This window comes from Nocardia colli (genome assembly GCF_008704205.1).
Taxonomy (GTDB): Bacteria; Actinomycetota; Actinomycetes; order Mycobacteriales; family Mycobacteriaceae; genus Nocardia; species Nocardia colli.
Genome location: NZ_VXLC01000008.1, coordinates 388,475 through 394,939 on the forward strand (window position 1 = coordinate 388,475; position 6,465 = coordinate 394,939).

Genomic DNA, 6,465 nt, shown 5'->3' on the forward strand with positions numbered 1-6,465 from the left:
CACTACGACGTGTCGTAGTGGGGCGAGTCACATCGTGCGGGCTCGACTCGAGCGTCGACACCGCGAAAGCCGGGACCGGAGTGCGGCTTTCGTCCGAATACGGCACAGCCCCCGCGAAACGCGTTCGCAGGGGCTGTGGCGAGAAACTCGGTTACACGCGCACGATCAGCGCGTCGCCCTGACCACCGCCGCCGCACAGCCCGGCCGCGCCGACGCCGCCACCGCGCCGCTTCAGCTCCAGCACCAGGTGCAGCAGGATGCGCGCGCCGGACATGCCCAGCGGGTGCCCGATGGCGATCGCGCCGCCGTTGACGTTGACCTTCGCCGGGTCGATGCCCAGCTTGCGGGTCGAGGCGACGCCGACCGCGGCGAACGCCTCGTTGATCTCCACCAGATCCAGGTCGGCCGGCGAAATGCCTTCGCGCGCACACGCCTTCGCGATGGCGTTGGCCGGCTGATCCTGCAGCGTCGAGTCCGGACCGGCGACCACGCCGGCCGCGCCGATCTCGGCGATCCAGCTCAGGCCCAGCTCCTCGGCCTTGGCCTTGCTCATCACCACGACCGCGGCCGCGCCGTCGGAGATCTGCGAGGCGGTGCCCGCGGTGATGGTGCCGTCCTTGCGGAACGCCGGACGCAGCTTGGCCAGCGACTCCGCGGTGGTGTCCGCGCGGATGCCCTCGTCGGCGGCGATCACCAGCGGGTCACCCTTGCGCTGCGGCACCGAGACCGGGACCACCTCGTCGTCGAACACGCCGTTCTTCCAGGCCGCGGCCGCGCGCTGGTGCGAGGCCGCGGCGAACGCGTCCTGCTCCTCGCGGCTGACCGGCTCGGTGTCGTTGCGCTGTTCGGTCAGCGCGCCCATCGGCTGATCGGTGAAGATGTCGTGCAGGCCGTCGTAGGCCATGTGGTCACGCAGCGTGACGTCGCCGTACTTGAACCCCTCGCGGCTCTTCTCCAGCAGATGCGGGGCCTGGCTCATCGACTCCTGGCCGCCGGCCACCACGACCTCGTACTCGCCGGCCCGAATCAGCTGATCCGCCAACGCGATCGCGTTGATTCCGGACAAACACACCTTGTTGACCGTCAGCGCGGGCACGTCCATCGGAATGCCCGCGGCGGCCGCCGCCTGCCGGGCCGGGATCTGGCCCGCGCCCGCGGTGAGCACCTGGCCCATGATGACGTAGTCGACCTGCTCGGGCGCGACGCCGCCCTTTTCCAGCGCGGCCTTGATGGCGAAGCCGCCGAGATCGGAACCGCTGAAGTCCTTGAGGCCGCCGAGCAGCCGACCGACCGGGGTACGTGCACCGGAGACGATCACGGAAGTGGTCACAGCAGCCTCGCTATCTTGTTTCGCAGGATTCCGTACTCCACGGTAACCGCTGTGCCCAACTTGCCGGTACGCAGGTAACGGCTACCTTCGAGTAGTGAGCAACGTTATGGATTCGGCCGATTTCATCCCCGCGGACTACGTCGTCGCCGTCGATCACGTCGGTGTCGCCGTGCCCGACCTGGATGTCGCGGTTGCCTGGTATGCCGAGAATCTCGGCATGATCGAGACCCATCGCGAGGTCAACGATGCCCAGGGCGTGCACGAGGCGATGTTGTCGCTGCCCGGCGCCCCCGATCGCGGCACTGCCCTGCAGTTGCTGGCTCCGCTCAACGAGGAGTCGACCATCGCCAAGTTCATCGACCGTAACGGGGCGGGCCTGCAGCAACTGGCCTACCGGGTGACCGACATCGATGCCGTCTCCGCGCACCTGCGCGCGCGGGGTCTGCGTTTGCTGTACGAGGCGCCGAGGCCTGGAACAGCGGATTCTCGCATCAATTTCATCCATCCCAAGGATGCTGGCGGTGTGCTGATCGAGTTGGTCGAGCCGAACGCGAATGTTACGCACTAGTATCAAGATCGGGCGGGAAAAACTCTTCGGAATCACATTCGCGGTCGAGTCACCATCAGGTCTCTGTAGGCTGTAGTTTGTGTGCCATGTCGTCACCTGAGTCCGATCGCAATCGCTTCGTTGCACTGCCCTTCACCGTTGTGCGCAAGGGTTATGCGCAAGACGAGGTACGCAACTACTTCGACCGCTTCGACGCCGAACTAAGGGTCACCGCTACCGACCGGGATGCTGCTGCGGCACAAGCCCGTAACCTCGCGAGCCAGCTCGAGGATGCGCGTGACGAGATCGACGAGCTCCGCAAGGAGGTCGACCGACTCTCGGTGCCGCCCACCACCGCGGAAGGCATGTCCGACCGCATCTCCCGCATGCTGCGGCTGGCCTCCGACGAGGCCTCCGAGGTCCGTGCCCTGGCACAGGCCGAGGCCGCGGAAATGGTGTCGATCGCGGAGCAGCAAGCCACCGAGATGCGTGGCAAGTACGAGTCGTTGCTGGCCGAAACCAAGGAAAAGCGCGAGGCGCTCGAGATCGAGTTCGAGCAGACCCTGGCCAACGCGCGCACCGAGTCCGCCAAGATCATCGAAGCCGCGCAGGCCGAGGCCGACCGCCTGGGCAAGGAAGCCGATGCCAAGCGCAAGGCGACCCAGCAGGACTTCGAGGTCACCATGGCCGAGCGGCGCACCAAGCTCACCCGCGCCATGGAGGAGCTGGAGGCCACCAGCCGCGCCGAGGCCGCACAGCGGATCAAGGACGCGACCGACGAGGCCAACCGCCTCATCACCTCCGCGACCCAGACCTCCGAGCGCAAGATCGCGCACGCGAAGGAACTGGCCGAGGAAATGCGCGTGCTGCGTGGACGCGTGCTCGCCCAGCTGCTCGGCATCCGCGGCCAGCTCGACTCGGTCCCCGCGATGCTCGCCGCGGTCAACCGGGAAAGCGAACTGCTGGACGGTGTTCCGGATCAGCGCAAGATCGGCAACAACACCAAGCAGGTCTCCGGTTCCAGCCGCAAGGCCATCTCCGAGGCTGCCTCCGAGGAAGACGACATCGTCGACGAGGAGCGCGAGAACGCCGACATCAGCAACTAATCTCGGCGGGCCACGCGGCGACTAGCGCAGTACCCCAACCGAATTCAACCCAAGGCCGCCCCGACACCGGGGCGGCCTTACTAATTCCCGGAGCCTTCGGGCGTTGCTTACCCGGAATCGCCTGCACCAACCGGACTTTGGGCATGAACATCACGTATCGGGCGAATCGCCTCGCTGGCAACGATATTCGGGCGAACTGCGGAATGACCCGGCGCGACACGGACATTCAGGATGAAGGGCTCCGTCGACGCCGAGCCGGCGATCTGGCCTACGACCAGCGTCGGGTGATACCCCGCGTCTGCCGCCCGTTCCAGCAACCACTGTGCCAGTGCCTGCGGTCGTCCTCGCCGCCGTCCGCGGCCCAGGCGACGATGTGCGCCACGCCGAGGGCGATTTCGTGGTCACACCCCGGGCAGCGGTAGGTCTTCACCGCACGGGACCCTGGGATGGTGCGGACGACGTACGTCTCGTCGCCGTCGGGCCCGGCCTCGGTCCGGCCGAAGACATCACCGAGCGGCGCGCCGCCCGTGCGCGAGCGGCCCGTGTGACCGTCTGCGCGCGGTTTACGACGAGGCATGCTCCCCAGACTATTCCCCGGTCGCCGACGCCTTTACCCGGCCGGTCCGTCCGACGTGCTGGTTTGCCGAATGCGATCGGCAGGTCGGTTGGTTCGCCCTGCCGTTCTCAGGTTGATATGGCACAGTAGGGCACCGCCCGCAACACCTTTTCCGCCGCACGCCGCGATCAGTTTCGCAGCAAAATCACAGGGAATACCCTGATCGAGCGCAGCGGAGAACTCGATCATGGAGAGATACCGCACAGACACGGAGGTACGCATGGCCGTCGCCACGATCACGGACGACCCGGCAACGGTCGTCGGTCCTCGCTGGTGGCGACCGCGGGTGCCCGCGACCGTCGGCTATCTGACCGCGCTGGTCATCGTCACGTCGATCTTCTCCGTGCTGAGCGACTCCGCCCAGTCGAAGGTGGTGCTGCACGCCAGCACCAATCTGCACAACCTGCTCCAGGGCCGCGTGGTCACGCTGCTGTCCAGCGCGCTGGTCATCGGCGACGTCGGCACCGCCTGGCTGATCATGCCGCTGCTCGCCTGCCTGCTCGGGCTGGCCGAGCTGCGCTTCGGCGCGCTGCACATGGTGCGCGTCTTCCTGGCCGGGCACATCGGCGCGACGCTGCTCGTGGCCGGCGGGCTCTGGGTGGCCGTCGAATTCGACTGGCTGCCCGCGAGTGTGCGCTGGAGCGAGGACGTCGGCATCAGCTACGGCTCGATGGCCTTGATCGGCGCCCTGGTATTCGTCGTGCCGAACCGGCTGCGGATCGCCTGGGCCGCAGTGTGGTTCACCGCCGCGATCGGCGGCGTGCTGCTCGGGCAGACCTTCACCAACGTCGGGCACCTGCTGGCCTTCTGCATCGGCACGGCCGTCGGCTACGGCATGATCCGGACCAAGACGCCGGTCACTCGCCGATTCACCCGGGTCGAGCAGGCCCTGCTCACCACCAGCGCGGTCCTGGCCGCGGCAATCCTGTTGGGCTGACGACAAGCTCCCGCACCCGGTCACCTACAGTGCTGGGGTGCGCCTAGTGATTGCTCGCTGTCAGGTCGACTACGTGGGGCGACTCACCGCCCATCTCGCGATGGCCCGCCGCTTGCTCTTGGTGAAAGCGGACGGCTCCGTCCTCGTGCACTCCGACGGCGGCTCGTACAAGCCGCTGAACTGGATGAGCCCGCCGTGCTGGCTGGAGGAGCGCGGCGCCGCCGACATCCCCGATGGCGCGAAGGCGCTCTGGGTGGTCACCAACAAGGCCGGCGAGGAACTCCGCATCACCATCGAGGACATCGAGCACGACTCCTCGCACGAACTGGGCGTCGACCCCGGCCTGGTGAAAGACGGTGTGGAAGCCCACCTTCAGGTCCTGCTCGCCGAGCACGTGACCAACCTCGGCCCCGGCTACACCCTCATCCGCCGCGAATACATGACCGCCATCGGCCCGGTAGACCTGCTCTGCCGCGACGCCGACGGCGGCACCGTCGCGGTCGAGATCAAACGCCGCGGCGAGATCGACGGCGTCGAACAACTCACCCGCTACCTCGAACTCCTCAACCGCGACCCCCTGCTCGCCCCGGTGGCCGGCGTCTTCGCCGCCCAGCAGATCAAGCCGCAGGCCCGCACCCTCGCCGAAGACCGCGGAATCCGCTGCCTCGTCCTCGATTACGACGCCCTGCGGGGTACGGAGAGCACCGAGTTCCGGTTGTTCTGAACGGCGGCGCCCGTCGAGACGGGCGCCGGCCGGTCCCGAACGATCAAGCGGCCCTTGCCTTGTCGGCGAGCCCCGCATGGTCGACGTACCAGTCGATCAGCGAGCGCAGATAGTCCACGTCCATCGGGAAGTGGATGGCCGCGCCGTACTGTTCGGCGACATCCTGCGCGAAAGACTTGGTGCCACCGCCCTGGGCCGGATAAAACCCCATGGTGCGGTCGAGTCGGCGCTCGATCGCGGTGAGGCTACTCGGGCAGGTGACGAATTCGAGCTCGCGCACACCTGCCGTGGCCGCCACAACCGACACGACATCCCCGACCGACGGGGCCGACCCGTTCGTCAGATGCACGATCCCGGCCGCGAACCCCGGCCGCAGGGACAGCGAAACTGCCTGCTGCACAACGAGATCGATCGGAACAAGATTGATCTCCGCGGTCGGGTCGACGCAGGCGCCCACCCGCTTCGGCAGGAATCGCGCACCGAGGATTCGCTCCGCACACCGCTCGAACCGCATGCACTCGCGAACCAGTCCGTACCGCCCGGTGAAGTTGGTCGCCGACAACGTCCGGCTGTGCCCGACAACGACACTCGGGCGCCAAATGCAGGTCGACATCGAGTCACGCTCCGCCACAAGGTGTTCCGCGGCGATCTTGCTCAGTTGGTACCTGCTGCGGTCCTCGAACCTGAGCGACGCCGCACAGTGCCACACGTCGGTGATTTCCCGGGCCGGCAGTTGGCCGACGACCGCCGCCGAGGTGAGGTCGCCGGCTCGCAGCGCCGACAGGCAACGCTGCTCGGCCGCCGAGTCGCCGTCGCGCACCAGCAGGTGGATCGGTGCGTCCGTCTTTTCCAGCAGTTCCAGGGTCAGCGCGGCACCGACGACCGGTCGCTCCGGTCAACAGATATTCGATCGACCGGTGGTCGGCATCTCCGCTCCTTCCCTAGGTATCGGGGGAACGAGGGGAACCACCAGTTCCAGCGGCCCATGATCTGCATCAACGCGGGCACCAGGACGAGCCGGATCACGGTCGCGTCGATGATCAAGGCCATGGCGATGGCGAATCCGAACACGCGCAGGCCGCTGATGTCGGAAACCAGCAGACTGCCGAAGGCAACCGCGAGAATCGCCGCGGCCAGTGAAATCGGCCGGGCCGTGCGTTGCAGACCGGTCGAGACCGAGCCACGGTTGTCGCCAGTGGCCTGAT

At 67.3% G+C, this 6,465-nt stretch carries 8 protein-coding genes; 4 read left to right on the top strand and 4 right to left on the bottom strand.

From position 1 onward, the window contains the following. Positions 1-151: 151 nt before the first annotated feature. Entirely contained in the window at positions 152-1,330 is a 1,179-nt protein-coding gene (locus F3087_RS20810; protein WP_150403657.1) for an acetyl-CoA C-acetyltransferase, read from the bottom strand. A 106-nt stretch (positions 1,331-1,436) separates the two neighbouring features. On the opposite strand from F3087_RS20810, the gene mce reads away from it, so the two are divergent. Continuing rightward, positions 1,437-1,898, top strand: coding sequence for a methylmalonyl-CoA epimerase (gene mce, locus F3087_RS20815; protein WP_150403704.1), 462 nt, complete (start codon positions 1,437-1,439; stop codon positions 1,896-1,898). A gap of 86 nt (positions 1,899-1,984) precedes the next feature. After that, positions 1,985-2,983, top strand: coding sequence for a coiled-coil domain-containing protein (locus F3087_RS20820; protein ID WP_150403658.1), 999 nt, complete (start codon positions 1,985-1,987; stop codon positions 2,981-2,983). 268 nt (positions 2,984-3,251) lie between these two features. Here F3087_RS20820 and F3087_RS20825 read toward each other — a convergent pair whose 3' ends face one another. After that, the gene (locus F3087_RS20825; RefSeq protein ID WP_150403659.1) at positions 3,252-3,560 is read right to left on the bottom strand and encodes an ATP/GTP-binding protein; all 309 of its coding nucleotides are present in this window, start codon (positions 3,558-3,560) and stop codon (positions 3,252-3,254) included. A gap of 259 nt (positions 3,561-3,819) precedes the next feature. Here F3087_RS20825 and F3087_RS20830 point away from each other — a divergent pair, with 259 nt between their 5' ends. Both F3087_RS20830 and nucS read left to right on the top strand, forming a co-directional pair. Further along, complete coding sequence (locus tag F3087_RS20830) at positions 3,820-4,536, top strand: rhomboid-like protein (RefSeq protein ID WP_150403660.1); 717 nt, start codon at positions 3,820-3,822, stop codon at positions 4,534-4,536. A 37-nt stretch (positions 4,537-4,573) separates the two neighbouring features. Continuing rightward, complete coding sequence (gene nucS / locus F3087_RS20835; RefSeq protein ID WP_150403661.1) at positions 4,574-5,260, top strand: endonuclease NucS; 687 nt, start codon at positions 4,574-4,576, stop codon at positions 5,258-5,260. A gap of 43 nt (positions 5,261-5,303) precedes the next feature. Here the strand turns inward: nucS and F3087_RS20840 are convergent, their stop codons facing one another. After that, the gene (locus F3087_RS20840) at positions 5,304-6,080 is read right to left on the bottom strand and encodes an SDR family oxidoreductase (RefSeq protein ID WP_191094076.1); all 777 of its coding nucleotides are present in this window, start codon (positions 6,078-6,080) and stop codon (positions 5,304-5,306) included. Positions 6,081-6,124: 44 nt separating this feature from the next. Beyond that, a partial coding sequence (locus F3087_RS20845; protein ID WP_150403663.1) for an MMPL family transporter occupies positions 6,125-6,465 on the bottom strand: 341 nt, incomplete at its 5' end.